The sequence below is a fragment of the Halorubrum wangae genome, from assembly GCF_051194135.1.
Taxonomy (GTDB): domain Archaea; phylum Halobacteriota; class Halobacteria; order Halobacteriales; family Haloferacaceae; genus Halorubrum.
In genome coordinates, this window is the sequence record NZ_JBLZNH010000001.1 from 191,375 (window position 1) to 215,877 (window position 24,503).

Consider the following 24,503-nt stretch of genomic DNA (forward strand, 5'->3'; position numbering starts at 1 on the left):
GTCGAGGATGCCCTCCGAGACGCCCACGACCGCTGAGACGCGCTCGGGCGACGGCGCGCCCCCCGCCGACGAGTCCTCCCGCTGGCAGCGAGTCGGAAACTACGTCTCACTCGCCGCGGTCTGCGGGCTCGCCGCGGTGCAGTTCCACGGAGCCGATCCCAGACCGTGGGGGCTCGCCGTCGGCTGGGCCGCGGCGACCGCCGTCGCCCTCGGGCCGGTCGCGTGGCTCTGCCGCGAGCGACTCTCGCCGGATCGCTACGAGACGCTGACGTACGTCGCCTTCGGCGCCGCGGTCCTCGCGATCGCCGTCGGGCTGGGCGTCGCGCTCGCGTTCGGGGTCCCGTATTACCCGTACGGTCCCGGCTTCCTCGCCGGCGTCGCATTCGGCACCGCAGTCGTCTCCGTCGCCGAACGCGCGGTCGTTCCGGAGCGGCTCCGCGGAACGGGTTTATGAAAACGGACGGCCGAAAACTCTGTTCTCAGGCGTAGGAGACGCCCTTTCAGGCGTAGATGCACCCTTCGAACGCGACCGCGTCTGGGTCGTCGAACGAATCGACCGCCGTCTCGTACCCCCGCTGCCACGCCGCGAACGCCCCGAGGCAGGCGGCGACGGCGTCGAGGGCGTCGCCGCCCGCGTTCGAGACCATCGCCTCACTCGCCCCGGTGCCGGATTTATATGTGACGCCGGCCGCCTCGATCAGCCCCTCGGCGTTCTCCCGGCGACGCGCCGCCGCCGCGTCGCCGCCGCCCTTGTACTTCCTGCGGTGGAGGCCAAGCCGGTCGAACACCGCGGCCGGATACGTCTCGACTGCCGTCGGGCCCGTCGGCGCTTCGGGCCGCCAGCCTCCGTCCGTCCGGTCCATCGGCGCGAACCGGACGTCCTCGAGGACGGGTGCGAGCACGTCGCGCATGCCGTGGAAGGCGATGGTGTCGGCGACGAAGCCGTACGGCGACCGCGCGCCGAGGGCGACGTCCGTCCGGCGCTTGTCGTACGTCCCCTCGCCGTGGCGCTCGGTCAGCCCGACGCACCGCTCGGCGAACGCGCGCACCGGGTCGTCCGTGTGGCCGTCGTCGACGCCGATCGACTCCGGAAACTCGCTTATAAGGGATCGCCACGACTCGTTGCCGGTCTCCTCGGCGATGAACCGCGGCAGCCCGAACGGGAAGTCGAACCCGACCACGGCCGTCTCGTCACGCTCGCGGAGCCAGTCTGCGAGCGCCGGCAGCGCGTCTTCTCTGCGCGTGGCGTCGCCGTCCGTGACCTCGGTCAGCGAACGGAGATCGGTCACGAGCAGCCCCCCGCATTCGGGGTCCGTCCACCCGCTCGCGATCCACGTCTTCCGTCCCGCGTCGGCCGCCGCCGCGCTGAAGTCGACGCCGTACACGCGGGTCGGATCGCCGGCCGGGGGGGAGGGGTCCATGCACGGACGACCGCCGCCACGCCGTTTAAGCCCTCGCCGACACAACAGTGTCGTATATGCCATCGACGATGGAAGTCAAGTGCGAGAGCGACGACTGCGAACTCGACATGTTCGAGAACCACTACACGTACGACGTGCCCGACGACCACGCCGTCGGGGACCTGTCGTGCCCCTACTGCGGCGGGAGCGACCTCGCCGAAATCGAGGTGTAACCCGTGAGCGGATTCGTCGAGGCGGGCCGATCGGCTGTCCGCCGCGTCTTCGAGCGAGTCGGTCGTGGCTGGAGCAAGATGCAAGAGCGCCGCCCGCTCTCGCACGACCTTCTCGAGAGTGACGACGCCTACCTCGTCGTCTTCGACGCCCCGGGTGTCCGCGGCGAGGACCTGAACGTGACGTTCCTCGATCACACCGTCGAGGTCGAACTCGACCGGTTCCGCGACTTCTACGACGGCTACGAGATGCTGTTCCCCGGCCGGGGGGTCTCGCTCTCGGGGAGCGCGGACCTCCCCCGCGACGCGAACGTCACGCCGGAAGGCGCGAACGCCACCCTGACTCGCAACGGGACGCTTCAGGTGGAGATTCCGAAGAACGATAAGGCACGGGACGTCGCGGTCGTCGAGGAAGACGACGCCGACGAGGCCTGAGGTCGCCGACCGCCGCCGACCCCAAGACACGCGATCTCTGAAACACGCGACCCCTACGACCTGCGACCGATGACGCGTTCCTCCCGATTCGACTCCCTTCGCGCGGCCGACGCTACTCTCCGGACCGCCCCTCCACCGACATCCCCTCCGTAATCTCGAACGACTCGTCCCCGTCGAAGCGGTCGGGATCGAAGGCCTCGATCCACGGCGACTCGTCCGCTCCGGGCCCAACGCCGTCGAGCGACGCCAACACGCCCTCCGCGACGTGCTCGCCCATCGCCGGCGCGCGCATGAACCCGTGCCCCTGCCAGCCTGCGGCCACGAATAATCTGCTCGCGCCGTCGCAGGCGGCGTCGGAGTCCCCGCGAACCGGCCCCACCAGCGGGTCACCGTCGGGTGTCGCCGTACAGAGTCCGGCCCACGCCCGCTTCACGCTTGGCCCCTCGTCGCCGACGGCGTCGACGCGCTCGCTCACCGTCGCCGTGACGGACTCGACGAACCAGTCGTCACCTTCGAGGTCGTAGTCGTCCGGGTCGGCCGGGAACGGTTCGGTACCGTCGCCGGCCAGTAGGCCGGTCGGGTGCGGCCGGAGGTAGACGCCCGCGGTCGCGTCGTACACCATCGGGCCGTCGTAGGCGACGTCGCTCGTCAGCGCCTGCACGCGGTAGGGCACGACCGGGACCGTGGCGCCGGCGTCCGCGAGGACCTCGGCGGTGTGCGCGCCGGCGGCGACGACGACTGCGTCGAACTCGCGGGTGGCGGTGCCGCTCCCGTCCGCCGCCTCGACGCGCAGGGTGGTCGCATCGTCCTCGGTCAGCGAGACGGCGGTCCCGGTCTCGACGGCGACTCCCTCGCGGCGCGCCCGGTCGCCCATCGCCGCGACGTAGCTCGCGGGGTCACACCAGCCGGCGCCCTCGGCGACCGCGGCGACCGCGAGGTCGTCGACAGCGACCGGGAACCGCTCGGCCAACGCTGCGAGGTCGACGACCGAGACGTCCCGGCCGTGCGAGCGCATCCGGTCGACCATCGACGGCACGGCGTCGGCGTCCGAGTCGCCTTCGCGGACCGCGATCACGTACGGACACGGCGTGAACGAGAATCCGGGAAGTGACCGGTCGAACGCCCGGAAGCGCTCCATCGCGCGAGCGGCCAGCGCGGCGTCGACGTCCTCCGCATACGCGTCGTAGAGGATGCCGGCGGCGCGGCCGGAGCTCTCGGCCGCGAGGTCGCCGCGGTCGTAGAGCGTCACGTCGGCGCCGCGGGCCGCGAGGTCGGTGGCCGAAGTGACGCCGACGGCGCCGCCGCCAACGATCGCGACGGCGGGCGGATCGTCCGGGTCCCTTCGTGTGGATCGCGTCATGACTTCGCCTCCCACGGGAGGGTGTTAACGGTGACGCTGCGCGCCGCCCGCGGACGGATCGCCGACCGGGTGACACGCACGTCCCCGCCCACGTTATGGGCGTCAAGCGCGTTCGTTGGGTATGAACCAACTCGTCGACGGCGAGTGGCGAACCGACACGTACGAGGCAACGGGCGAGGACGGATCGTTCCAGCGCGGTGAGACGACGTTCCGAAACTGGATCGCCGGCAGCGACGTACCCGACCACGTCGACGCCGAGCCGGACGAGCGGTTCCAGCCCGAGGCGAGTCGGTATCACCTGTACGTCTCCTACGCCTGTCCGTGGGCTCACCGTATCCTGCTCGCGCGGTCGCTGCTCGGCCTTGAGGACGCGATCGGCGTCTCGGTCGTCGACCCGTACCGAGGCGAGGACGGCTGGAAGTTCACCCCCAAGAAGGCGGGCTGTACGCCGGACCACCTCCACGACAGCGACTACCTCCGAGAGCTGTACGTCGCGGCCGACCCCGACGCCACCTGTCGAGTGACCGTCCCCGTGCTGTGGGACACCGAGGAGGAGACCATCGTCAACAACGAGTCCCGCGAGATTCTCCGGACTCTCTCGACTGCCTTCGACGACCTCGGGAACGGCGTCTCGCTGCTGCCCGGGGATGACGACGAGGCGACCGTCGCGGACGTCGACGAGGTGATCTCGGAGATATACGAACCGGTCAACAACGGCGTCTACCGCGCCGGCTTCGCGACGTCGCAGGCGGCGTACGACGAGGCGATAGACGACCTGTTCGGCGCGCTGGATCACTGGAACGACCACCTCGCGGACCAGCGCTACCTCGTCGGCGACTCGCTCACTGAGGCCGACATCTGCATGTTCACCACGCTGGTCCGGTTCGATCAGGTGTACCACACTCACTTCATGTGCAACAGGAAGTTCGTCCATCAGTACGACAACCTCTGGCCGTACCTCCGTGACCTCTACCAGACCGGGGGCGTCGCCGAGACGGTGAACATGGCCCACATCAAGGAGCACTACTACACGACCCACCCGGACGTGACGCCCTCGGGCATCATCGCGCGCGGCCCGGACCTCGACTGGGAGGCGCCCCACGACCGCGACGAACTCGGCGGCGAGGCGCCGACGCCGACCGCGGACGACTGAGGCGCTCGCGGGAGCGCTCGGCGATTTCGCTTTTAAACATGCACGCGGCTCAGCCGCCTCATCGTCCCCCCCGCCGACAACGCCTTCAAGTGCGCGCTCGCCCCACCGGAGAGTAGCAATGGAGCCGCCGAACATCAAGCGATTGGACGAGCGCACCGTCCAGCGCATCGCGGCCGGCGAGGTCGTCGAACGCCCGGCGAGCGTCGTCAAAGAGCTGATCGAGAACAGCCTCGACGCGGGCGCGAGTCGAGTCGCGGTCGCGGTCGAGGCCGGCGGCACGGAGGGCATCCGGGTTCGCGACGACGGTGTGGGGATCTCCGCCGACCAACTGAAGGCGGCGGTCGCGGAACACGCCACCTCGAAGATCGGCGACATCGAGGACCTCGACCACGGGGTCGGCACCCTCGGGTTTCGCGGCGAGGCACTGTACACCGTCGGCGCCGTCTCGCGGCTCACCGTCCGCTCGCGGCCCAGCGGCGCCGAGGCGGGCGCAGAGATCAGCGTCGACGGCGGCGCTGTCGGCGAGGTCCGCCCCGCGGGCTGTCCCGAGGGGACGACCGTCGAGGTCGAGGACCTGTTTTACAACACCCCCGCGCGAAAGAAGTTTCTCAAGCGAACGACCACCGAGTTCGACCGCATCAACACGGTCGTGACCGGCTACGCGCTCGCGAACCCCGACGTCGCGGTGTCGCTGGAACACGACGGCCGCGAGACGTTCGCGACCGAGGGGAACGGCGACCTCCGGTCGGCCGTGCTGGCCGTGTACGGCCGCGAGGTCGCGGAGGCGATGGTGGACGTCGAGTGGACACCCGAGGGCGAGGCCGGCGAGGGTTCGGCCGACGCCGGGGCGCCGGACGACCCGCCGGTCCGCCGCGTCAGCGGCCTCGTCTCGCACCCGGAGACGACTCGTTCAACCCGCGAATACCTCGCCACGTACGTCAACGACCGGTACGTCACCGCGAGCGCGCTCCGAGAGGCGGTGTTGGAGGCGTACGGCGGGCAGCTTGCGCCAGACCGTTACCCGTTCGCGGTGCTGTTCGTCGAGGTCCCGCCGGGAGACGTTGACGTGAACGTTCACCCCCGGAAGCTGGAGGTCCGGTTCGACGAGGAGCCGGCCGTGCGCGCCGCCGTCGAGGAGGCGGTCGAGCGCGCGCTGCTCGACCACGGGCTGATTCGCTCGACCGCACCGCGCGGGCAGTCGGCGCCCGACCAGACCGAGATAGCTCCCGAGGGCTCGCCGAGCGAGGCGATCGGCGGCGCCGGCACCGACCACGAGCGGGCGGCGCTTCGCGACCGCGACGACGTGGGTGACGCCGGCGAGGGCGCCGCCGGCGCCGCGAACGCAGTAGACTCGGACGACACCGAGTCCGCGGCTGGTGCAACGGAACTCGACCCGAGCCACGAGGACGCGTGGGCGGTCGGCGACGTGGGGACCGATGCCGCCGCCGACCCGGATGCTCCCGTCGCCGACGGCGCGGCCGACACCGATGGGTCAGCGGGTTCGACCGGCTTTACCGAAACCACTGAAACCATCGAATCCACAGAATCCACAGAATCCACAGACCCCGTCAACTCCACCGAACCAACTCGCGATCGACCGTCGCCGCGAAGCTGGCAATCGGAGCCGACCGCCGAGGCCGCGACAAATGACGCGACGGGCGACGACGACATCGACGCTGTCGCCGACACGTCCGACCCGGCGCCGGATTCTCGTTCGGACTCCACACCCGATGAGGGCACCGAAGCGTCCGACGCCCCGCGAACGACCGGGGCGGAGTCGCGCCCGACCGCGACCGCCCAGCGAACGTTCGCTGGCGAGACGACCGAGGCGACGGAGCGGACGTACGACTCGCTCCCGTCGCTCCGGGTGCTCGGGCAACTTCACGAGACGTACGTCGTCGCCGAGGCGCCGGACGGCCTCGTGCTGATCGACCAGCACGCGGCCGACGAGCGCGTGAACTACGAGCGACTTCGCGACGAATTTTCCGACGGCGCCGACGCGCAGGCGCTCGCGGAGCCGGTTCGCGTCGAACTCACCGCGCGGGAGGCGGCGCTGTTCGACGACTTCGTCGCCGACCTCGCCGCGATCGGGTTCCGCGCCGAGCGCGCGGGCGATCGCGAGGTGGTCGTCGAGTCGGTCCCGGCCGTCTTCGACGCCGCACTCGATCCGGACCTCCTCCGCGACGTCCTCTCGGCGTTCGTCGGCGACGCCACCGCGGGCGACGAACCGGTGACCGACGTGGTCGACGAACTCCTCGCGGACCTCGCGTGTTACCCCTCGGTGACGGGGAACACGTCGTTGACCGAGGGGCGGGTCGTCGACCTGCTCGATCGCCTCGACGCCTGCGAGAACCCATACGCGTGCCCGCACGGCCGGCCGGTCGTGATTCGCCTGGACCGCGAGGAGATCGGCTCTCGGTTCGAGCGCGACTACCCCGGTCACGCGGGGCGGCGCGCGGAGTAACGACCGCGGCTCGGTCGAGGACACCGCGAGTCGCGGGGGCCCAGAGAGGTACGTTTTAGGCGGGCGCCGTGGACCGAGGCGTATGGAACGCGTAGCGATTATCGGCGCGTCGATGACACGGTTCGGGCAGCGCGACGCCTGGGTCCGAGCGCTGTTAGCAGAGGCGGGCGCGGCGGCGCTTGACGACGCCGGGATCGACGGCGACGACCTCGATCACCTGTACGTCTCGAACATGGCCAGCGGCGAGTTCGAGGGCCAGACGGGCGTTCCGAACGCGCTGGCTCACGACCTGGCCGCGACCCCGGCGTACACCGCCCGGATCGACCAGACCTCCTCGTCTGGCGGCGCGGGCGTGTACGCCGCGTGGCAGTCGGTCGCCTCCGGTGCGAGCGATCTCACCATGCTCGTCGGCGGCGAGAAGATGACTCACCGGACGACCGCGGAAGCGACCGATGTGATCGCGTCGCTCACGCATCCGGTCGAGTACAAACACGGCGTCACGCTCCCCTCCTTCGCGGGGCTCACCGCGCGCCTCTACCTCGACGAGTACGACGCGCCACGCGAGAGCCTCGGCAAGGTCGCGGTGAAGAATCACAAGAACGGCGTTGACAACCCTCACGCACAGTTCCAGAAGGAGGTCGACCTCGACACGGTCCTCGACTCGCCGGTCGTCGCCGACCCGCTCCGGCTGTACGACTTCTGTCCGATCACCGACGGCTCCGCGGCCCTCGTGTTCTGCCCCGAGTCCGTCGCCGAGGAGTACGTCCCCGCCGACGAGTATGCCGTCGTTTCGGGAATCGGAGGCGCGACCGACACCCACGTGGTCCACGAGCGCGCGGATCCGACCACGATGGGCGGCGTCGCCGACTCCTCGGACATCGCCTATGAGATGGCCGGGATCGGTCCGGACGACGTCGACGTGGCGGAGCTTCACGACATGTTCACGATCCTCGAGTTCCTCCAGTCGGAGGACCTCGGCTTCTTCGAGAAGGGCGAGGGGTGGAAGGCGGTCGAGGAAGGGGTCACCGACCGAGACGGCGAACTCCCGATCAACACCTCCGGCGGGCTCAAATCGAAGGGCCACCCGCTCGGGGCCAGCGGCGTCGCACAGGTGTACGAGATCTACCAGCAGGTCACCGGGAACGCGGGTCCTCGACAGGTTGAGGCCGACACAGGACTCGCCTGCAACGTCGGCGGGTTCGGGAATTGCGTGACCACCGCGGTTCTGGAGGGAAGCCAATGAGCGACGACGACACGACCCACACCGACGACGCGACCGAAATCGACGGGGAGAGCGCCGAACCAACCTTCGAGGCGGCCGAGTACGCGGACGGCACGGTGACCTACCCACCCCACACCGTGAGCCCGAACGGCGCGGAGCGTGTCGACACGATTGACCTCAGCGACTACGCGGCTCGGGTCGTCACGTGGACCACGTCGACGGCGACCCCGCCGGGCGTTCGCGAACCCAACACGCTCGCCATCGTCGAGTTTGCGATGGGCGACGATTACGACGGCCCTCCGGTGCGTGCGCTCGGACAGGTCGCACCGCGCGGCGACGCGGACGGCGCCGGCGACCCGGGCGATGTCGACGTCGCCATCGGCGACCGCGTCGAACCGGTCTACGCCGACGACCTCCGAGAGCCGGGCGCGGGGATCCGAGAGCCGGAGAGTCAGGAGTGGGACGGCTTCCGGTTCCGCCCGGTCGAGTAACGACGCGGCCCGCTTACATCACCCCCTATTGCTCTCTCAGACTCTGAACCGCGCCGCATCCGAGTCGGTGAGTTCGCCGAGCGTCTCCCGATGAACGCCGTCGAGCGTGTACACGTCGGGTCGGTACCGGACCTCTTCGGTCACGCCGTGCGCCTCCCTGAGTCTGCGTCGCACCCGGTCGACGTCCGCTCGGTCGAAGTAGTTGGGCGTGAACACGAGCACCGCGTGGTCCGTCTCACCGAACGCCTCGCGGCCGGAGCGCGTGGTGACTTTCGCGTCCCAGAACCGCTCGGACGCGACGTCGTCGACTACCCCCTTCCAGAGATCGATTACCGTCTCCGGCGGGCGCTCGACGAGCCACTTTCCGCTCAGGTAGGTCGTTTCGAGCGCCAGTCGGTCTGCGTCAGCGACGGTCTCGGCGTCGGCCGGGCACGTCGCTCCTGCAGCGTCGACCCGCGGTAAGTCGGACTCCGTCGTCGCCGCCGGGCGCGTCACGTCGTGTCTCGGAAAGTACCCATCGCGGGCGGTCCGGGGAAATCCAGTCACGTGTTTGGCCCGGAGCCAGTGCCACCCCGTCTCGTCGATGTCGGTGGGTGCGCGGTCGGCGACCATACCGACCGTTTCGGCTCCCGAGAGAAAACGCTCGCGCCGGAGAACAGCGGGATGCGGTGGCCCGAGACTATCCACATCGTGCTCAGATCCGGCGGAAGTCACCGAGCCGCGTCCCGTTCAGGAGGTACGCGTCGCCCACCGGGAGTGCGTCGGGGAGGAACGGCGCGAGAAACGACTGGCCCTCGACGTTGACCCACGTCCCCCCAGATCGCTCGTTGAACGCCGGGAAGACGACGAGTTCGGGCGGGTCGTCGGGGGCGCTTAGGTTCGCGGCGTCCTCGACGAACGCCGCCGGATCGAGCCGACCGCGGAGCCACGCGCGCTCGACGCGCGAGCCACCGACCGAGTCCTCCAGCCGCACCTGCGGGTGTTCGTGGCCCATACACACCACGTCGGCGTCACAAAGCGCCGGCTCCGGCCACGTGTGGCCGTGGAGGACGGCGACGCCGCCCTCCGTTCGTCCGTCCCCGTCGTCCTCCTCGGAGGCGCGTTCACCGATCACGGCTCCCCCCGCCCCGATTACGTCGAGGTCGGCGGCGAACGCCTCCGCGACGCCCGCGTCGTGATTCCCCTCGACGAGCGTCATCGGAACGCGGTCCGTCACCGCCCGGATCAGGGTCTCCAGCTCCTCGCGCTCCTCGCCCTCCGGCGCCGCGATGCGGTGGGCGAGGTCGCCGAGGACGACGAGGCGGTCGACACCGGTCTCGGCGAGGAGGTCACAGAGGTGCTCGCGGCGCTCTGCCGCCCGGTCATCGAGTTCGACCCCCCGCTCGTAGCGGAGGCCGACCTCGATGCCGGCGTGGACGTCGGCGACGAGCAGTGCGCGCTCCTCGCCGAGGTCGGCGACGGCGGCCGGTTCGCCGACGACCGGCTCGACCCGCGGCATCAGATCGGCTTGAGCACCCCGTCGCCGGGCTCGTAGCACTTCCCGCTCATCAGCGCCTCCTGGATCGCGTCCTCCACGTCGTCGGCGTCGACGCCGTACTCGTCGACTACACGCTCGACGACCGCCTCGCGGTCGGCACCGTCGCCGTCGTCGAGTTCGCCCATGGCGTCGACGGCGGCGGTCTCGAGGTCGACGTCGTCGGCGTCGCCGTCGGCCGACTCCTCGTCCGCATCCGATTCGTCGGATTCGTCGGTCTCGCTCGACGATTCGATCGACCCAGCGTCGAGGTCGGCCGCCGCGGCGTCCTCGGGCGTCTCCCGTAGCTCCTCGGGATCGGGGACGTCGATGTCCGCCTCTCCCGGATCGTCGACCTCCGAACCGGTCGAGAAATCGGTGCCGAACTCGGACTCGATCTCCTCGCGCTCCGCATCGTCGAGTTCGTACATCTCGTCGCCCGCGGGATCGACGTCGTCTGGCTCGGGCGCGGTCTCGACGTCGAGGTCGCCATCGCCATCAAGCGGCTCTTCGGTGGCCTCCGAGGTCTCGTCGACGTCGTCGCCGGTCTCGAAGTCGCCGAGGCCGCTCCCGCCGGATTCGGTTTCGACTGTAGCATCCTCGGCGTCGGCGCTCGCCTCACTCGCGTCGTCGTCGATATCACCACTCGCACGCCCTTCGGCGGCAGAGGTCGTCTCGCTTCCATCTGCGGCGGTGGTCGTTTCGCTCTCGTCGGCACCAGCGGCGGCCTCACTCGATTCGGTCGATTCCGACCCGTCCCCGGCCGCGACCGCCGCGGTCGTCTCGGCGTCGCCGTCGGACTCGGCTGTCGCTTCGGTGTCGGACTCGACCGCCGCTTCGGTGTCGGACTCGACCGCCGCCTCGGTACCGGTGTCCGGCTCGGTGACGGTGTCGCTCGGCCCGTCGGTGTCGTCGGTCGCGTCGGCGGCATCGGTCGGCGCCGCGGCACCGGTCGGCGCCTCGATTGTCACGTCGGTCGCCGGGAGGGGACCGATCTCGGCCTCGCCGCCCGCGTCGGGAGCGAGGTCGAGTGCGCGAACCTCGTCGCGGTCCCCGGCGATCAGTTCCAGCGCGTCGACGGCGAGTCGGCGGACGGCTTCCACGTACGCCGTCGAGGTGTCGTAGTGATCGATCGCCTTCGGGATACCGGCCGCCAGCGGCGCGGGCGCGCCGCCGGATTCGAGGGCCGCACGGAGCTCCGCCCCGCGGAGGTCGGAGTCCAGCGCGGCCGAGAAGACGGCGAGTCGGTCGAGCGTCGCCTCCGCGGCGGAGACGACCCACCGGTCTCGGGTGTCGGCGTCGACATCGTTGAGACTCTCCGGCCGGACCGAGGTGAACACCCGGTCGGAGTCTTCCGGCTCGAAGGTGCGCGCCTTCCCCGTGAGCGCGACGAACGACGGCGGCTCGGCGCGCTCTAAGAAGGCCTGGGCCTCGGGTTGGTACTGGCCGGCGTAGGTGACGAACGCGCCGGAGGGGTCGACGACCCGCCCGCGGCGCGTCTCGTCGTTCACGCGCTCGACCTCGGTGAGCACGCCGGCGACGAACAGTCGGTTCACCCGCGCGCCGGTCGGCGTGACGACGTAGTTCGGGGCGCGCTCCTCGTCGCTCTCCGAGTACGACAGCGAGGCGTCGTCGAACTCGGCGGCGAACAGTCGATGGGCGACCTCGCGGGCGCCCGGCCCGTCGTCGCTCATTCGCCCACCTCCGCGAGCGCTGCGCGGGCGGTGTCGGCCGGGTCCTCGTCCGCAAGTTCGAACTCGCTCGCGTCGAGGTTGGCCCCGTAGTCGTCGACGGAGAGGTTCCCGCGCACGCGGTACGCGTGTCCGACCAGCGAGTCGGCGATCGACTCGGCGACGACGCCCTTGTCCATGGCGTCTTTCGCCGCGTCGAGCGCGTCCTCGAGCCCGCCGCCGTACACCTCGGCCGTGAGTTCGGCGTCGAGCACGACGGTCACGGTGTCGGTACCGTCGTCCAGAATCGCCTTCACGCGAAGGTCGTCTTCGCCGTCGACGTCGCCGTGGCTCCGGCACTGGCCGTTCTGAACGACACGACTGCACTCCGGACAGCGCTCGATGAGCCCGGAGCCGTCGCGGATCTCGAGGACGTTGCCGACGACCTCGACGTCGAACATCCCGCCGGAGGCGACCGCCTCGCCGATCGAGAGCCGCGGGGCGTCCTCGGCGACCTCGACGGGGTCTGGGAGAGGCGTGACCGTCGAGAACTCGGTGAGGTTGATCGAGGGGACGCCGCGGAACTCGCGCACGTACACATCCTCGATGCGGAGATCGGCACCCGGCTCCAACTCGGCGCGGGGCTGCCAGTCGGTGAAGGGAAGCTTCGCGGTCGCGTCGCCCACGACGCCCTCCAAGATCTCCGTCTCGCCGTCGCGCCCGGAGATCGTCTTCTCGTCGACCTCCAGCACGCGAACCTCGACGTTACGGCCGCGGTCGCCCGCGGCGATCTCGACGAGGTTCCGATCGCCGCCGACTTCGCGGTCTACCTCGACAGGCTCGTCGGCGATGGCGACGGTGGTGGAGTCGTTGAGGTTGAGCTCCGGCTCGCCCTCCCACTCTCGGACCCCGGCGTTGCCGATAGTCAGCGAGTCGCCGGGCTCGAACCCGAAGTCCTGCCAGGCGGTGTAGGAGATGACGCCCGTCTCGTCGGCAATCTCTCCCTCTCGGATCGTGAGGTCGTCGCCCTGATACCGGATCGTCCGCGTTCCCTGCGTGAGCACGCGGACGGTGACGGTCACGCCGCTGTGGTCGGTGGTGATATCCCCGACGTCGACGACGTCCGGGGTCGGCGTCGAGCCCCCGCCGCCGCCTCCGTGCTTCCGGCGGACGCTCTGTTTCGCCTCGTCGATCGGAACGCTGTACTCCAGTAGGTTCTCCAGGTCGGCTTTGACCTCCTCTTTGTCGACACCGAGGTCGGAGGCGAGTTCCTCGGCATGGCTGTTGACGTCCATCGGCTCCGACTTCGACGCGACCGCACAAAAGGATTCACCACGGGGCGCCGTCGGGGGCGAGCGGTTCGCGCCCCCACTCAGGCCGCCTCGCCGGGCGCCGCGATCCGTCGACGGCCGGTAGGGCTAAACCGTCCCCGTCCGCAACGTGGCATATGGACGAAGTCAACATCGACGCGCGCGTGACGGGAGAGCGAACCGTCATCGACGTTACCGGAACCCGCGACGTCGCGGTCGTCGTCCGCTCGGCGGACGGCGAGCGTATCTACCTCCCGCCGGAGAGCTTCGACGAGCCCATGTCGGGGACCCCGTACACCTCGCCGTACCAGGGCGGAAGCGGCGTCGACGGCGAGGAGAGTCCGTACGGCGGCGAGACCGCCAGCACCCGTGGCGTCGTCGAGACCGCAGAGGGATTCCGGATCAGTCACCCCGAGCCGGTGACCGAGTTCGACGTGTATCGCGGCGACGAGGAGTAGGCGTCCCTCCCGAACCGAAGAGAGCTGCGTTACGCTACGTCCTCGTACACCGCCAGCGTGTCCTCCGCTACCTCCAGCCACTCGCGGCGTTCGTACTCCGGCGGCAGCTCGCGGTTGAGCGCCTCGATGAGGCCGTCGACGATCGACTCCGAGTCCGTCTCGACCTCCACGAGACAGCCCTCGGGGAGCACCTCGGCGACGCCGGATGGCGTCGCGACGACCTGCGTCCCCGCCTCCAGCGCCTCCGTGATGGTGATGCCGAACGGCTCCGCGTACGAGGGCGAGACGAACGCGTCCGAGGCGGCGTAGTAGTCGCCGAGCTCCGCCTCGGGGACGTAGCCGACGAACTTCACGCGGTCGTCGATGCCGAGCAGTTCGGTGAACCGCTTCAGCTGCTCGGTCTGGTGGCCCGAGCCGCCGACGACGAGGGTGACGTCGCGGGCGCGGATCTTCTTCATCGCGTACAGCAGGTGAGAGATCCCCTTCTGGTCGGTGTGTCTGCCGACGAAGAACAGCATCTCGCCGTCGATGCCGAGGTCCTCGCGGACGTCCTTCCCCGAGAACTTCGGCGTCGAGAAGCCGTTGTACACGACGCGGGAGTCGGCGCCGTACAGTTCCTTGATGTTCCCGCGGACGATTTCGCTGACGGCGATGTTCGTGTCGGCGGCGTTCGCGAGGCGTCGCTCCGTCTCGACCTCGCGTTTGGGCGGGTCGATGTTGCGGTCGCTCGCCAGCGAGTGGAACGACGAGACCCACGTGGCGTCCGACGCACGGGCTGCCTGCCGCCCCGGCGCGTAGCCGAACCAGTCGTGCGTGTGGATCACGTCGTGGTCGGGCGCCAACTCCGCGAACCGGTCGCTGAGACGCTCGACTCGCGCCGCGACGTCCCCGTCGCCCGTTTCGACCGGTTCGAGACCCGGCTCGTCGTCCGGGGCGAACTCCGCGGGCAACACGAGGGTGGCATCCACCCCGAGTTCGTCGCGAAGCCCGGAGAACAGTTCGCCGACGTGGACGTCGAGCCCGCCGGTGATGTTCGGCGGGTACCCCCATCCCAGCATGAGTACGCTCGGTGGCATACTCTCCCGTTTCTGGAGTTGCCACTTAGGTATGCCCCTCGTTCGCCCGGACGAGCGGCTCGAAGGTTCGAAACGAGACAAGAGAGCTGAGCGGCTGGCGGGCCCGCAAGCCGGCAGAACGGTCGCGCGGCTCGGAGAGTCGACGGAAACGGAAGAACGATCGGTAGTCGGCGTCGGCCTCGATTCAGGCCGCCTGCACCGCGTCGCGCAGCGCGCCGGTGCGCTGGGTGATCGCCTCGGCGGCGTCCGCGAGCAGGTCGAGCGGGTCTTCGGACTCGGACTTCACCGTCAACACCGGCTCCGTCTGACCGCCGGACTGCTCGGGGTTCATGTCGTAGGTCGCGGCCGCGACGCCGTCCGTCTCCAGGAGGACGCCCTTTAGCACGTTCATGAACGTGTGGTCCTCGCCGGCGATCTCGATGCGGAGTTCCGTGTCGGTCTTCTCGATGACCCGCAGTTCCATACTCGTGAGGTCGGGCGAGCGGCGTTTCAAGCTTTCGTCTCCCGGATATCGGTGGATGCGGACGACCCGCACGCGACCCGCACGCGACCCACGAGGGACCCGAACACGTATGTCGACGGCGTCGATCGACGGCGTATGCGCCTCCGACGACTGCCGGCCACCCGGGCCGCCGCGGCGCGGTACGCCGGTGAGCTGTGGCTTCCGTATCACCGCGACCTCGCCGAGCGCGTCGACGGACACGTCCTCGCCGATCGGCCCAAGGGGGAGCTGATCGCCGAGGAGACCGCCTTCCGCCTCGACCGACCAACTGATGGAGCGCGCGACGCTCGACGCCCGCGAGCAGCTGACACGTCCCGTGAACTGATCGAGACACACGCGCCCCCGGCGTCGGGCGCGCCAGCGCCGCCGCTACCTCGCTTATAAACGGAGAAGTCGCGTCTGCGCGGCGAGGCGTTACTCGTCGGCGTCGACTGCCACTTCGTCGGCGTCGACGTCGACGGAGACCTCTTCCTCGGCGGCGACCTCGGACGGGCGCGCCTCCAGCGTCAGCTTCTGGATCTCGACGCGGCGGAGCGGGTAGATCAGCTTCGCCTCGCCGTAGATGGCCGAGGAGAGGTTCCCCTCGACGATGGCGTCGACGAACGCCTCGAAGGTGCGTTCCTCGGCGGCCGCGTGGACCTTGTCGATCATGACGCGGCGGATCGCCTTCTCCTGCGAGCGGTCGGCCTTCTTCGTCGTCAGCGCGACGGGCTGGACGCGGATGCGGTAGTCGTCCGTCGTCAGCACCGTGATCGACGCCTCGACCTTCGAGGCGCCGCGGCGGACGAGCGAGCGCAGGTAGTCCCGCGTGAGCTCGTACTTGATGAACTCGGTGTACGCCGTGTCGCTGCCGACGTCGGTGATCTTGAACGTCAGCTTCGTGTTGTTCGCGCCGGAGTCGCCGGTGAGCTCGCCGAGCGTCGTCGTGATCGTGCGGCCGACGACTTGGCTGGGCTCCTCGGCGAGGGTCTCGCCGAGCTCCTGCCGGTCGAACTGTTCGGGCGCCAGCACGGTGTACCAGCGCTTCTGTTCTCTGCTCTTGGATACGGATCGTTCGCTCATGTGTTGGTGTCTGTGTCGCCGTTGGTGTCGGAGCGGCGCGCTCCGTCGTCGGCCGCGAGGTGCGTCCTCGCGCGCTCGACGATTCTGTCCGCGACGTGCAGGTTCACGACGTGGTCGTCCACGGTCGACCGCAGCCCGCCGGTGGTCGGGCGCTCGACGGCGCACTCGATCGTGTCGCCGTCGACGCGGGTGGTCATCGAGTCGGTCTCGTCCGGCGCGAGGGCGGCGGCGACGAGGGTCGCGTCGGCGTGGGTCGTCCGGACGGTCGCCGTCCGTGTCGCCCCGTCGCCGCGACCCTCGTCCCGGCTCATAGTGCCTCCCTGAGCGCGGCGAGCGCGCTCGTGATGTCGCCGTCGTCACCCGTGCCGACCGACAGTCCGCCGCGGTCGGCGGCCCCCCAGCCGTCAGCGCCGAACTCGGTCGCGACCGACCGGCAGGCGTCGCCGAGCCCGAGGGGCTCCGTCGCCGCGGCGGCGAGCCGTCCGGTCGACTCGTCGACCGCGATAGCGACCGGCTCGGGCGACCGGAAGTCGCGGACGAGCCGGGCGACGGTCGGGAGGAGGGCGGCCGCGTCGCGCGCGGCCGTCCCGTCCTCGTCGTCGCTCGCGAGGTCGACGCGGGTGACGACACAGCCGTCGTATCGGCCGGTCGTCGCGTCGTCGAGCGCGCGGTGCGCCGCCAGTCCGTGCGGCCGCCACGCGTCGAGCGCGGCGCTCCTGAGGTCGTCGCTCGGGGCGGCGTCGAGCGCCAGCGCGACCCCCGTTCCGGGGGCCTCGCGTGCGAGCGCGTCCAGGACGTCGGCGTAGCCGCCGATCGTCTCGAACGGGCCGTTCGTCGCGTAGGGGCGGAGCGCGCGCTCGACCGCCGAGGCCGCCCGCGTGCTCGCTCCGTCCGCGTCCGCGACGTCGACGGCGACCAGCGACGCGAGGCGTCGGTGGGCGTCGTCGTCGAGGTCGGCCGGGAGCCCGAGTTCCGCGAGCGCCGCGGTCGCGGCCTCCGGCGCTCCGGAGTACGGCGTCCGAACGAGCGTCGAGGCCGCGAGGCCGTCCGCGAGGTCCGCGGTCGGAATCGCGACGCCGGGCCGTCGCCGAACACGGTCCGACGCCTCGGCGGCGTCGAGCGCGTCGCCCGACCCGTCCGTTCCGGGAACGGAGCCGGCCGCGACGACGCCCGCGAGGGCGACGACGGGATCCGGATCAACGCCGAGTGCGCGCGACACGGCGAACGCGTCCGCGCTCGCCGGGCGTCCGGTGCCGGAAATCGAGTGCGGACCGCGCGCAGCGCCGACGGTCACCGCGACGCCGTCGCCGTCGTCGTCGGGAACCGGGTCGGCCGAGACCCGGACCTGGAACGGCGTGCCGACGGCTCGAAGCGCCCGAGCGAGCAGCCCCGCGGCTGCCAGCGCGTCGCCGTCGTCGGTCGCCACGAGCCGGGCGAACGGCGCGTCGGCGAGGACGTCGGCGAGGGCGTCGGGGGCGGGCGTGGTTGACGTCGCTTCGGTCATGGGTTGGGTGGTGTGGTCGGGTGCGGTTCGTCGCGTGGTCTGCGTGTCGCGTCGTCTTCGGTTACGCGTCTGTTCGTCCCGGCGGCGTCACTCGTCGCCGATCAGTTCGGCGGCGAGCTCGTGCGTGTACGTGAACTCCTCGTCGATCTCGTCGCCGCGGTAGTAGTTCGCGAGGCGGCGGATCTTCGACTCGGTGTTCTGGAGCGCGCGCTTGTTCTGGTAGTCCTGACCGTTCTCCGCCATGTGCTCGCGGAGGCGGACGGCGCGTTCCATCAGCTTGCGGAGATCCTCGGGGTACTCCGCTGCGGCGTCGTGCTCCTCGAGGATCTCGGTGAGCTTCTTGCCGGTCGCCAGCTTGACGTCGGGCACCGGAACGCCCTTGACGCCCTCGTCACGCAGCTTGAGGCCGATGACGCTGGGGTCGTGGCCCTGCTCCGCCAGTTCGACGACGCGGGACTCGATGTCCTCTGCGTCGACGTCACTCCACTCCGGGTTCTCGTCCGTCGCCGGTTTGTCCGAACCGGACGAACCGCGACGGCGCGTGTGCATTCGTGCCATTGTCTGAAATTGGAACGGCACAACCACAACGTGACCGCGACTCCGCGCGGCGCGGCTCCCGGAGGCTCGCGTCGAGCGAGCGGATCCGAGTGGACGGTTCGCGCGAGCGGACCGTCACGGAGCCACGACGCCGGAGGCGTCGGTGCACTGCTACATTCCCAAGCCGCGGGCGAAGAGGCCCCGGCGCGTCGGATCTGCAGCTGTGCTGTTCCCGTCCGAGAAGTCGCCGTCGGGGTTCTTAAGCGTGTTCTTGTGGCTCGCGGCTTGGCCGGGCGCGATCGACTTCTCTCGTACCGGCGCCGAGGAAGACGGGGGTGGTGGATCGGCCGCGCGCCGGACCGGGGCGCTTTTTTAGACGAGCATCGAATCACCGCACGTGTTATCGGTCGAGCTCCACGCGCACTCCGCGTTGTCCTACGACGGGCGCGACCCGATCGACCTCCTCTTGGAGCAGGCGGCGGCGGTCGGATTGGACGCGCTCGCGGTCACCGACCACGACGAAATCGACGCCAGCGTCGAAGCGGCCCGAAAGGCCCCCGACTACGGCCTCGTCGGTATCGTCGGCATGGAGGTGACCTGCGCGGCCGGCCACGTGCTCGCGTTCGGTATCGACGAGCGCGTCGAGAGCGGCCTCCCCTTCGACGAGACGCTCGACCGAATCCGCGACCAGGGCGGGATCGCGGTCGTTCCCCACCCCTTCCAGAAGTCTCGGCACGGCGTCGCCGCTCACATCACCGAGGAGCAACTGGCGAGCGCCGACGCCCTCGAAGTGTACAACTCCCGGCTGTTCACCGGCCGCTCGAACCGACAGGCGGAGAAGTTCGCGATCCAGCACGGGCTGCCGATGACCGCCGGCAGCGACGCGCACATCTCGGAGATGGTCGGGCAGGCGGTGACCGAGGTCGGCGCCGACGAGCACTCGGCGGACGCCATCCTCTCCGCGATCCGCGACGGTCGAACCAGCGTCGTCGGAAAACGAACCCCGTGGCGCGTCTCGCTCCGCCAGTTCGGTGGCGGCGCCAAACGCCGCGCGCTCCGCGCGCTCGACGCGCTGCGCCGATCACCGTGACGGGGACTCCGGACACGGACCTTCGCGGAGCCGCTCCCGCCCGCGTCCGCGATGCCCTCCGCGACGGCGACCCGCTCCCCGGGGGACGCGGCTTCGCCGGGCGCCTCTCGGACCCGCCCGCCCGAGACGGACCGGTCCTCGTTCGGGACGTCCTCGGCCGACAGCCGCTGTTCGTCGAGCGCGCGGCCGCCGACCCGACGACCGACCGTGCCCCGACAGACCCGGGCGCGTGGGCGTTCGACCGCGCCGCTCTCTTCGACCCGACGTCGCTTCCGGCCGGCAGCGTCGCGTCCGCAACCGGGGTCGAACGAGTCTGGACGCTCCCCGACGGAGCGCCGGCCGACCCGGGGCCTGCCCAGGCGGCTGTCGATGACGCGCTGGACGGGACCCTCAACGAACTCGCACGCGCTATCGACGGACTCGCGGTCGCCTTCTCCGGCGGCGTTGACTCCGGGGTCGTCGCGGCCGGCGCTCCCGACGCGCCCTGCTACGTCGCCGGCTTCGACGGGTGCCACGACGTCGCGGCCGCCCGCGAGGCGGCTGCGGCGATGGATCGCGAGCTTCGCGTCGTCGAGATCACTCACGAGGAACTCCTGCGTGCGGTCCGTGCAGTCGCCGCCGCGACGGGGCGTCGCAACCCCATGGATCTCGCCATCGCGGTGCCGCTGTACCTCGCGGCCGAGGCGGCCGCGATCGACGGGTACGATCGGCTCGCGGTCGGACAAGGCGCCGACGAATTGTTCGGCGGGTACAGCAAGGTCGTCGACCCGGCGACCGACGACCGTGTCGACGCCGACACGGTCCGAGGCGCCCGGACCGAGACCGTTCGGACCCTCCCCGATCAACTCGAACGTGACGTGCTGGCGCTCCGCGCGGCCGGGGTGGAGCCGGTCGCGCCGCTGCTCGACGACCGGATCGTCGCGAGCGCGCTCGCGCTGCCGGGCGGACTGCTCGCGAGCGACGGAGAGCGGAAGATTGCGCTTCGTCGCGCGGCGGCCGGGCGAGTGCCCGAGCCGGTCCGAACGGCCGACAAAAAGGCGGTCCAGTACGGGACCTACGTCTCGCGCGAACTCGACCGCCTCGCGCGTCAGGCCGGCTTCAAGCGGCGGATGACTGACCACGTCGGCCAGTATCTCGACGATCTGCTGGCGGACGAATGACCCGACTCCGGTGCCGTCGCTCCGGAGTCGACGTACGTTCGTGAAAACGGCCCGTGAGGGCCGCTGCTGACCAAGCCGCCGTATGGAGTACCAGTCCTACGGCCGACGCCCGATCGGTCGGGCGTCTGGTGTAGAATGATGGGGAACGGTATAAAATACGGGGAGTAGTGACAAATATGACTGGCTCGCCTCGGCTATTGCTGACGATCTGGTACCGACGCCTGAAATTCGATTCCGATGTCCCGATTCACGCCGTCGAGGAGAGACGAAACCTCACGAGCATCCGACCAGCGGTCGACGTGCCGTCATTGGACCAGTCGGTAGATCGGTCGGTGGGGCCGACGGCACGCGCCACCTCGGATCCTCACCGGACGAGGTAGGGGTCGCTGCCCGCGATGAAGCGGCCGAGGTCGCTCTCGCGGCGGAAGTCGGTCGACTGCAGTTCCTTGAGCGCGTCGACGAGTCGGTCGGCATCGCCCGCCTCCCACTCGGCGGGGTCCTTGATCGGGAGGACGAGCCACCCGGAGCCGAGGAGTTCCTCGGCGTGCAGCGCGTCCATGTCGATTTCGGTCTTCCACGCCCGCGCGGTGTACTGTTCGAGGACATGTTTGGTCGCTCGGGCGCCAACCGGGAGCAGGACGTGTGCGGCGATCGCTCGGAGCTCCGCGTCGAAGAACCGCTCCATGTCGTCGTACGACGCCGCGGTCGGCTCGTCGTCGGGCACGCACATGTGAAGGTACGAGAAGTACGTGTTCTCGGTGAGGATCGGCTCTGACTCCCCCGAAGGCCGCCCGCCGTTTGCCGCGGCCTCGCCGGTCGCCGTCGCGGCCTCGTCGGCCACCGCCGCGTTCGTTCCATCCGGCGCTGTGCCCTCGGCGACCCCCGCGAGCAGGCCCGCGTCGGTCAGCGCCGAGAGGAACGCCGCCGACCAGGGCTCGCCGGTGAACGGGACCCCGGTCTCGACGCCGCCGTGGACGCCGGGGTGATCGCCGATGACGTGGAAGGCCGCGTTGGCGTCGCCATAGCCGGGAACGAACGACTGACAGTCCGGCTGCATTCCGAAGGGATTGCGGGTCCGGTCCGTAACGTTCTGCACGTCACACCGTACGTACCACTCGGAATATATCCCGTTCGGTCTCCGTCGGTGACGGCTCCGGACCGCCGTCTCCGAGGCGGCCGGACGCGGCGTCGACGCCTTCGATGCGAGGCGCACGAGGCGCGGTGGATACGCATAACTTATGGAAACGAGCCGGGTTCAGACAGCCGTGGATATGCCGTTCGTGACGGCATACCGATTATATTTCATAATTGTTAATTTATAACTCAAAAACGCATGACTGCGCCGGTGTGAATCCAGCGCGGCCTCCAGAAGATATTTATATACCCCACGGCTCCGGTCGCTCAGAAGACCCATGTTCGACCGCATCCGCTCGGCTGCCCTCTTCGGGATTCACCAAGCGACCGTCGCGATCGGTATCTCGCTGTTCCCGGTGGCCATCTTCGCCCGCAAGCGCCTCGGTGTCACCGTCCCTATCGGCCGCCTCGTCGAGACCACCGCTGAGGTGTACGAGCACACGAACGAGTAGACGCCCCCGTAGTAGACTCTCATTCCGCTCATTCTGCTCATTCGCGAACTGTCGCGTCCGTCCGGAGCCGCGCCCAGTCGCGGCTTCAACGCGTCGCTCGGACTGGCAGCGCGCCCGTGAGAACCCCCCGACGCGACGGCGACGTCCGATCTCCGACGGCCCGCGACCAATAGGCCCGTCGGAACCGGCGGTCGGTCCTCGAAGGGTTGCCTTTATCAGCGCGCCGGGCTAACGAAGGCGTAATGCGAACACCGACTGGCAACCTCTCCGAGGGGCCGGCTGAAGACCTGGGCCGCGACCAGCCCGTCTTCGGACCCGAACTCGGCGAGTTCGAACACAGCGAGCGTCGCGCGGCGCAGGCCGACGGCGAGGGCGAGATGAAGACCGGGACGACGACCGTCGGCATCCGCACCCCCGACGGCGTGGTGATGGCGACGGACATGCGCGCCTCGCTCGGCGGCATGGTCTCCTCGAAGGACGTCCAGAAGGTTGAGGAGATCCACCCCCGCGGCGCGCTGACCATCGCCGGCTCCGTCTCCGCCGCCCAGAACCTCATCTCCACGCTCAAGGCCGAGACGAGCCTCTACGAGACTCGCCGCGGCAAGGACATGTCGATGGAGGCGCTGTCGACGCTCACCGGGAACCTGCTCCGGACGGGCGCGTTCTTCATCGTCCAGCCGATTCTCGGCGGCGTCGACGACGAGGGCGCCCACATCTACTCCATCGACGCCCTCGGCGGCACGACCGAGGAAGAGTACACCGTCACCGGATCCGGCTCCCAGTACGCGCTCGGTGTCCTCGAACAGGAGTACCACGACGAACTCACCCTCGACGAGGCGAAGACCGTCGTCGCGAAGGCAATCCAGTCCGCCGTCGAGCGCGACCTCGCCTCCGGTAACGGGATCAACGTCGCCGTCGTCACCGAGGACGGCGTCGACATCACGCGCTACAAAGAGTTCGACGAGCTGCTGTAGTCCGGCGTCGCTACCTTCCGCGACCGCCGTTTTTCGTCTCGACCGTCTCCGTCCCGTAGCCCGTCTGCTACCTGTTCACGTCGTCACGCAATTGTGCGCCGTTCGCTCGCGTCACCGTGAGGCGTCAGGCCCGTCGCTCGTCCACGTTGGCGGGGGCCGACTGAATCCCGTCGCCCCAGTAGAACCACGGGCCGAGGAGGAGGTAGCCGCACGAGAGGAACAGCAGCGCGAACGCGAACCCCTCGCCGATCCACGACGGGAGTGCCCCGGTGGCCATGTGACCGACCGGCGTGAGGATGACGGCCGCCTGCACGACGCCCATCACGAGCGCGTCCTGCGCGTGGAGGTCCGGATACGTGATCGTCGTCCCCATGAGCACCGCGAACACCCCGGTCACCGCGACCAGCAGCGCGGGATCGGTGTAGCCGGCGATCACCGCGGCCGCGAGGATCGTCGCCGCCAGCGTGGTCGGCACGCCGACGGTCTCGCGGGCGTCGCTGTCGTACGCCGTGTACAGTCCGAGGCGAGCGACCGCCGTCGACACGAACAGCGCGGCGACGCCCACGCCGACGCCGGCGAAGACGGGCTCGCTCGCGAACGACACCGCGTCGAGGACGACGAACGCGACGATGGCCGCGGGCGCGACGCCGAAGGAGGCCACGTCGGCCAGCGAGTCGAGGAACGGTCCGGCCGCAGTCGAGCCGCGGTGCCGGGCGACCACGCCGTCGAGACCGTCAGCGACGGCGGCGAGCAGAACCAGTCGGGCCGCGAGCTCGAGGTCGACGGTGGCCGCGATGGCGGCGAGAAAGCCGACGGCGGCGTTCGCCACCGTCACGGCGTCCGCGAGCCCGAGTCGCCCGACGAACCGGAAACGCATACCGGATCGGTCGACGAGCCGGGTTTTAGGGTTTGTTATCTGCCGAGCGGTCGGGCCGCGGACGACGAGTGAGGGAAGATGCGAGTCGGTCCGGCTCGTCTCGGAGACGAACGGCGACGTCACCGTCGCCGTGACGGCCACCGAATCACCGCCGCTGACTCGGCTCGCGGAGTACGGCGTCGTCGAGCGACTCCCGAACGGCGGGAAGCGCCTGGGGTACACCGACCGGATGGCGGGGGTCGACGGCGACATCGTCCAGACGGTCACGAGCCAAACGAGCGGATGACGTTCGAGCACCACTGCCGGTTGACTGGGACCATCGACCAGGCCTTCGAGCCTCCGGACGGCGGGACCAGGCTGACGGACGCGGCGGAACGGTTCGAGAGCGGACAGGAGCGATCTACCCCCTCGGAGTGAGGTGGCCGGCAA

Annotated in this window: 27 protein-coding genes and 1 pseudogene; 14 read left to right on the forward strand and 14 right to left on the reverse strand. The window is 70.0% G+C overall.

Features of this window, described 5'->3' with window-relative positions:
- Positions 1 to 7 precede the first annotated feature (7 nt).
- Entirely contained in the window at positions 8 to 454 is a 447-nt protein-coding gene (locus tag ACNS84_RS00970) for a hypothetical protein (RefSeq protein ID WP_435072986.1), read from the forward strand.
- 46 nt (positions 455 to 500) lie between these two features.
- On the opposite strand, the gene ACNS84_RS00975 is transcribed toward ACNS84_RS00970, so the two are convergent.
- Positions 501 to 1,421 carry a DUF429 domain-containing protein gene (locus tag ACNS84_RS00975; RefSeq protein WP_435072987.1) on the reverse strand — a complete coding sequence of 307 codons (921 nt, stop codon included), beginning with the start codon at positions 1,419 to 1,421 and terminating at the stop codon, positions 501 to 503.
- 56 nt (positions 1,422 to 1,477) lie between these two features.
- On the opposite strand from ACNS84_RS00975, the gene ACNS84_RS00980 reads away from it, so the two are divergent.
- Both ACNS84_RS00980 and ACNS84_RS00985 read left to right on the forward strand, forming a co-directional pair.
- The gene (locus ACNS84_RS00980; protein WP_435072988.1) at positions 1,478 to 1,633 is read left to right on the forward strand and encodes a DUF7559 family protein; all 156 of its coding nucleotides are present in this window, start codon (positions 1,478 to 1,480) and stop codon (positions 1,631 to 1,633) included.
- 3 nt (positions 1,634 to 1,636) lie between these two features.
- Positions 1,637 to 2,065, forward strand: coding sequence for an Hsp20/alpha crystallin family protein (locus tag ACNS84_RS00985; RefSeq protein ID WP_435072989.1), 429 nt, complete (start codon positions 1,637 to 1,639; stop codon positions 2,063 to 2,065).
- Between the two features lie 112 nt (positions 2,066 to 2,177).
- Here ACNS84_RS00985 and ACNS84_RS00990 read toward each other — a convergent pair whose 3' ends face one another.
- Positions 2,178 to 3,425: an NAD(P)/FAD-dependent oxidoreductase gene (locus ACNS84_RS00990; RefSeq protein WP_435072990.1), complete on the reverse strand. Its 1,248-nt coding sequence runs from the start codon at positions 3,423 to 3,425 to the stop codon at positions 2,178 to 2,180.
- A gap of 121 nt (positions 3,426 to 3,546) precedes the next feature.
- Here ACNS84_RS00990 and ACNS84_RS00995 point away from each other — a divergent pair, with 121 nt between their 5' ends.
- The 4 genes from ACNS84_RS00995 (at position 3,547) to ACNS84_RS01010 (ending at position 8,755) form a co-directional block, all read left to right on the forward strand.
- On the forward strand, positions 3,547 to 4,578 hold the full coding sequence (locus ACNS84_RS00995; RefSeq protein WP_435072991.1) for a glutathione S-transferase family protein: 1,032 nt from the start codon (positions 3,547 to 3,549) through the stop codon (positions 4,576 to 4,578).
- A gap of 118 nt (positions 4,579 to 4,696) precedes the next feature.
- A complete protein-coding gene (gene mutL / locus ACNS84_RS01000; RefSeq protein ID WP_435072992.1) occupies positions 4,697 to 7,042 on the forward strand; it encodes a DNA mismatch repair endonuclease MutL in 2,346 nt (781 codons plus the stop codon).
- Between the two features lie 82 nt (positions 7,043 to 7,124).
- On the forward strand, positions 7,125 to 8,285 hold the full coding sequence (locus tag ACNS84_RS01005; protein WP_435072993.1) for a thiolase family protein: 1,161 nt from the start codon (positions 7,125 to 7,127) through the stop codon (positions 8,283 to 8,285).
- Entirely contained in the window at positions 8,282 to 8,755 is a 474-nt protein-coding gene (locus ACNS84_RS01010) for a PhlB family protein (protein ID WP_435072994.1), read from the forward strand. Before ACNS84_RS01005 ends, ACNS84_RS01010 begins: the two co-directional genes overlap by 4 nt.
- Before the next feature lie 36 nt (positions 8,756 to 8,791).
- Here ACNS84_RS01010 and ACNS84_RS01015 read toward each other — a convergent pair whose 3' ends face one another.
- The 4 genes from ACNS84_RS01015 to ACNS84_RS01030 all read right to left on the reverse strand — a co-directional run bounded on the left by ACNS84_RS01015 (position 8,792) and on the right by ACNS84_RS01030 (position 13,233).
- Positions 8,792 to 9,367, reverse strand: coding sequence for a putative phosphothreonine lyase domain-containing protein (locus ACNS84_RS01015; protein ID WP_435072995.1), 576 nt, complete (start codon positions 9,365 to 9,367; stop codon positions 8,792 to 8,794).
- An 82-nt stretch (positions 9,368 to 9,449) separates the two neighbouring features.
- Positions 9,450 to 10,253, reverse strand: coding sequence for a metallophosphoesterase (locus tag ACNS84_RS01020; RefSeq protein WP_435072996.1), 804 nt, complete (start codon positions 10,251 to 10,253; stop codon positions 9,450 to 9,452).
- Entirely contained in the window at positions 10,253 to 11,962 is a 1,710-nt protein-coding gene (locus ACNS84_RS01025) for an RPA family protein (protein ID WP_435072997.1), read from the reverse strand. Before ACNS84_RS01025 ends, ACNS84_RS01020 begins: the two co-directional genes overlap by 1 nt.
- Positions 11,959 to 13,233: a Single-stranded DNA binding protein gene (locus ACNS84_RS01030; RefSeq protein ID WP_435072998.1), complete on the reverse strand. Its 1,275-nt coding sequence runs from the start codon at positions 13,231 to 13,233 to the stop codon at positions 11,959 to 11,961. Before ACNS84_RS01030 ends, ACNS84_RS01025 begins: the two co-directional genes overlap by 4 nt.
- Before the next feature lie 152 nt (positions 13,234 to 13,385).
- Here ACNS84_RS01030 and ACNS84_RS01035 point away from each other — a divergent pair, with 152 nt between their 5' ends.
- The gene (locus ACNS84_RS01035; protein WP_435072999.1) at positions 13,386 to 13,706 is read left to right on the forward strand and encodes a DUF7510 family protein; all 321 of its coding nucleotides are present in this window, start codon (positions 13,386 to 13,388) and stop codon (positions 13,704 to 13,706) included.
- Positions 13,707 to 13,735: 29 nt separating this feature from the next.
- On the opposite strand, the gene ACNS84_RS01040 is transcribed toward ACNS84_RS01035, so the two are convergent.
- Positions 13,736 to 14,764 carry a glycosyltransferase family 4 protein gene (locus tag ACNS84_RS01040; protein WP_435073770.1) on the reverse strand — a complete coding sequence of 343 codons (1,029 nt, stop codon included), beginning with the start codon at positions 14,762 to 14,764 and terminating at the stop codon, positions 13,736 to 13,738.
- A 202-nt stretch (positions 14,765 to 14,966) separates the two neighbouring features.
- Positions 14,967 to 15,245 carry a DNA-directed RNA polymerase subunit L gene (locus ACNS84_RS01045; RefSeq protein WP_435073000.1) on the reverse strand — a complete coding sequence of 93 codons (279 nt, stop codon included), beginning with the start codon at positions 15,243 to 15,245 and terminating at the stop codon, positions 14,967 to 14,969.
- 135 nt (positions 15,246 to 15,380) lie between these two features.
- Between ACNS84_RS01045 and ACNS84_RS01050 the strand changes: the two genes are divergently transcribed.
- Positions 15,381 to 15,668 (forward strand): hypothetical protein, encoded by a 288-nt coding sequence (locus ACNS84_RS01050; RefSeq protein WP_435073001.1) that lies wholly within the window; start codon positions 15,381 to 15,383, stop codon positions 15,666 to 15,668.
- A gap of 30 nt (positions 15,669 to 15,698) precedes the next feature.
- On the opposite strand, the gene ACNS84_RS01055 is transcribed toward ACNS84_RS01050, so the two are convergent.
- The 4 genes from ACNS84_RS01055 to ACNS84_RS01070 form a co-directional block, all read right to left on the reverse strand.
- Positions 15,699 to 16,346 carry a 30S ribosomal protein S3ae gene (locus tag ACNS84_RS01055; protein ID WP_435073002.1) on the reverse strand — a complete coding sequence of 216 codons (648 nt, stop codon included), beginning with the start codon at positions 16,344 to 16,346 and terminating at the stop codon, positions 15,699 to 15,701.
- Positions 16,343 to 16,657 (reverse strand): KEOPS complex subunit Pcc1, encoded by a 315-nt coding sequence (locus ACNS84_RS01060; protein ID WP_435073003.1) that lies wholly within the window; start codon positions 16,655 to 16,657, stop codon positions 16,343 to 16,345. The genes ACNS84_RS01055 and ACNS84_RS01060 overlap by 4 nt, the downstream gene beginning before the upstream one ends.
- The gene (locus tag ACNS84_RS01065) at positions 16,654 to 17,850 is read right to left on the reverse strand and encodes an exonuclease RecJ (protein ID WP_435073004.1); all 1,197 of its coding nucleotides are present in this window, start codon (positions 17,848 to 17,850) and stop codon (positions 16,654 to 16,656) included. The genes ACNS84_RS01060 and ACNS84_RS01065 overlap by 4 nt, the downstream gene beginning before the upstream one ends.
- Before the next feature lie 87 nt (positions 17,851 to 17,937).
- Positions 17,938 to 18,408, reverse strand: a complete 471-nt coding sequence (locus tag ACNS84_RS01070) for a 30S ribosomal protein S15 (RefSeq protein WP_435073005.1) — start codon at positions 18,406 to 18,408, stop codon at positions 17,938 to 17,940.
- 376 nt (positions 18,409 to 18,784) lie between these two features.
- Here ACNS84_RS01070 and ACNS84_RS01075 point away from each other — a divergent pair, with 376 nt between their 5' ends.
- Together ACNS84_RS01075 and ACNS84_RS01080 are read left to right on the forward strand one after the other, a co-directional pair.
- On the forward strand, positions 18,785 to 19,477 hold the full coding sequence (locus tag ACNS84_RS01075) for a PHP domain-containing protein (protein ID WP_435073006.1): 693 nt from the start codon (positions 18,785 to 18,787) through the stop codon (positions 19,475 to 19,477).
- Positions 19,468 to 20,637, forward strand: a complete 1,170-nt coding sequence (locus ACNS84_RS01080) for an asparagine synthase C-terminal domain-containing protein (RefSeq protein WP_435073771.1) — start codon at positions 19,468 to 19,470, stop codon at positions 20,635 to 20,637. Before ACNS84_RS01075 ends, ACNS84_RS01080 begins: the two co-directional genes overlap by 10 nt.
- 364 nt (positions 20,638 to 21,001) lie before the next feature.
- On the opposite strand, the gene ACNS84_RS01085 is transcribed toward ACNS84_RS01080, so the two are convergent.
- Positions 21,002 to 21,733 carry a uracil-DNA glycosylase family protein gene (locus tag ACNS84_RS01085; protein ID WP_435073007.1) on the reverse strand — a complete coding sequence of 244 codons (732 nt, stop codon included), beginning with the start codon at positions 21,731 to 21,733 and terminating at the stop codon, positions 21,002 to 21,004.
- Positions 21,734 to 22,049: 316 nt separating this feature from the next.
- Between ACNS84_RS01085 and ACNS84_RS01090 the strand changes: the two genes are divergently transcribed.
- Complete coding sequence (locus tag ACNS84_RS01090; RefSeq protein ID WP_435073008.1) at positions 22,050 to 22,223, forward strand: hypothetical protein; 174 nt, start codon at positions 22,050 to 22,052, stop codon at positions 22,221 to 22,223.
- Between the two features lie 242 nt (positions 22,224 to 22,465).
- Positions 22,466 to 23,197: an archaeal proteasome endopeptidase complex subunit beta gene (gene psmB, locus ACNS84_RS01095; protein ID WP_435073009.1), complete on the forward strand. Its 732-nt coding sequence runs from the start codon at positions 22,466 to 22,468 to the stop codon at positions 23,195 to 23,197.
- Positions 23,198 to 23,321: 124 nt separating this feature from the next.
- Here psmB and ACNS84_RS01100 read toward each other — a convergent pair whose 3' ends face one another.
- Entirely contained in the window at positions 23,322 to 24,074 is a 753-nt protein-coding gene (locus tag ACNS84_RS01100; RefSeq protein WP_435073010.1) for a protein sorting system archaetidylserine synthase, read from the reverse strand.
- 178 nt (positions 24,075 to 24,252) lie between these two features.
- Here ACNS84_RS01100 and ACNS84_RS01105 point away from each other — a divergent pair.
- Positions 24,253 to 24,446, forward strand: a pseudogene (locus ACNS84_RS01105) (SRPBCC family protein); the annotation flags it as partial.
- Positions 24,447 to 24,503 lie beyond the last annotated feature (57 nt).

Coding starts and splice junctions, on each gene's coding strand:
- ACNS84_RS00970 (WP_435072986.1), top strand. CDS start 8: ATGCCCTCCGAGACGCCCACGACCGCTGAGACGCGCTCGGGCGACGGC.
- ACNS84_RS00975 (WP_435072987.1), bottom strand. CDS start 1,421: ATGGACCCCTCCCCCCCGGCCGGCGATCCGACCCGCGTGTACGGCGTC.
- ACNS84_RS00980 (WP_435072988.1), top strand. CDS start 1,478: ATGCCATCGACGATGGAAGTCAAGTGCGAGAGCGACGACTGCGAACTC.
- ACNS84_RS00990 (WP_435072990.1), bottom strand. CDS start 3,425: ATGACGCGATCCACACGAAGGGACCCGGACGATCCGCCCGCCGTCGCG.
- ACNS84_RS00995 (WP_435072991.1), top strand. CDS start 3,547: ATGAACCAACTCGTCGACGGCGAGTGGCGAACCGACACGTACGAGGCA.
- mutL (WP_435072992.1), top strand. CDS start 4,697: ATGGAGCCGCCGAACATCAAGCGATTGGACGAGCGCACCGTCCAGCGC.
- ACNS84_RS01005 (WP_435072993.1), top strand. CDS start 7,125: ATGGAACGCGTAGCGATTATCGGCGCGTCGATGACACGGTTCGGGCAG.
- ACNS84_RS01010 (WP_435072994.1), top strand. CDS start 8,282: ATGAGCGACGACGACACGACCCACACCGACGACGCGACCGAAATCGAC.
- ACNS84_RS01015 (WP_435072995.1), bottom strand. CDS start 9,367: ATGGTCGCCGACCGCGCACCCACCGACATCGACGAGACGGGGTGGCAC.
- ACNS84_RS01020 (WP_435072996.1), bottom strand. CDS start 10,253: ATGCCGCGGGTCGAGCCGGTCGTCGGCGAACCGGCCGCCGTCGCCGAC.
- ACNS84_RS01025 (WP_435072997.1), bottom strand. CDS start 11,962: ATGAGCGACGACGGGCCGGGCGCCCGCGAGGTCGCCCATCGACTGTTC.
- ACNS84_RS01030 (WP_435072998.1), bottom strand. CDS start 13,233: ATGGACGTCAACAGCCATGCCGAGGAACTCGCCTCCGACCTCGGTGTC.
- ACNS84_RS01035 (WP_435072999.1), top strand. CDS start 13,386: ATGGACGAAGTCAACATCGACGCGCGCGTGACGGGAGAGCGAACCGTC.
- ACNS84_RS01040 (WP_435073770.1), bottom strand. CDS start 14,764: ATGCTGGGATGGGGGTACCCGCCGAACATCACCGGCGGGCTCGACGTC.
- ACNS84_RS01045 (WP_435073000.1), bottom strand. CDS start 15,245: ATGGAACTGCGGGTCATCGAGAAGACCGACACGGAACTCCGCATCGAG.
- ACNS84_RS01050 (WP_435073001.1), top strand. CDS start 15,381: ATGCGCCTCCGACGACTGCCGGCCACCCGGGCCGCCGCGGCGCGGTAC.
- ACNS84_RS01055 (WP_435073002.1), bottom strand. CDS start 16,346: ATGAGCGAACGATCCGTATCCAAGAGCAGAGAACAGAAGCGCTGGTAC.
- ACNS84_RS01060 (WP_435073003.1), bottom strand. CDS start 16,657: ATGAGCCGGGACGAGGGTCGCGGCGACGGGGCGACACGGACGGCGACC.
- ACNS84_RS01065 (WP_435073004.1), bottom strand. CDS start 17,850: ATGACCGAAGCGACGTCAACCACGCCCGCCCCCGACGCCCTCGCCGAC.
- ACNS84_RS01070 (WP_435073005.1), bottom strand. CDS start 18,408: ATGGCACGAATGCACACGCGCCGTCGCGGTTCGTCCGGTTCGGACAAA.
- ACNS84_RS01090 (WP_435073008.1), top strand. CDS start 22,050: ATGTTCGACCGCATCCGCTCGGCTGCCCTCTTCGGGATTCACCAAGCG.
- psmB (WP_435073009.1), top strand. CDS start 22,466: ATGCGAACACCGACTGGCAACCTCTCCGAGGGGCCGGCTGAAGACCTG.
- ACNS84_RS01100 (WP_435073010.1), bottom strand. CDS start 24,074: ATGCGTTTCCGGTTCGTCGGGCGACTCGGGCTCGCGGACGCCGTGACG.